The following is a 405-nucleotide window of genomic DNA, read 5'->3' as shown; positions in this document are numbered from 1 at the left end:
GGGAGCTTGCTCCCGGAAGTGAGCGGCGGATGGGTGAGTAACACGTGGGCAACCTGCCTGAAAGACGGGGATAACTCCGGGAAACGGGAGCTAATACCGGATAGGGCTCCGACACCGCCTGGTGTCGGAGGGAAAGATGGTTTCGGCCATCGCTTTCAGAGGGGCCCGCGGTGCATTAGCTGGTTGGCGGGGCAACGGCCCACCAAGGCAACGATGCATAGCCGACCTGAGAGGGTGATCGGCCACATTGGGACTGAGACACGGCCCAAACTCCTACGGGAGGCAGCAGTAGGGAATCTTCCGCAATGGACGCAAGTCTGACGGAGCAACGCCGCGTGAGCGAAGAAGGTTTTCGGATCGTAAAGCTCTGTTGCCGGAGAAGAACGGGAGGGAGAGGCAATGCTC

1 rRNA gene is annotated in these 405 nt (G+C 60.5%); it reads left to right on the top strand.

The features are described from left to right. Positions 1–405 (top strand): 16S ribosomal RNA (locus OYT88_RS20780); the annotation flags it as partial.

The sequence above is a fragment of the Sporolactobacillus sp. CQH2019 genome (assembly GCF_028765345.1).
In the GTDB taxonomy this organism is placed as follows: domain Bacteria; phylum Bacillota; class Bacilli; order Bacillales; family Sporolactobacillaceae; genus Sporolactobacillus.
Note: the sequence above shows the minus strand (reverse complement) of the source record. Positions and strands in the feature narration are given on the sequence as shown.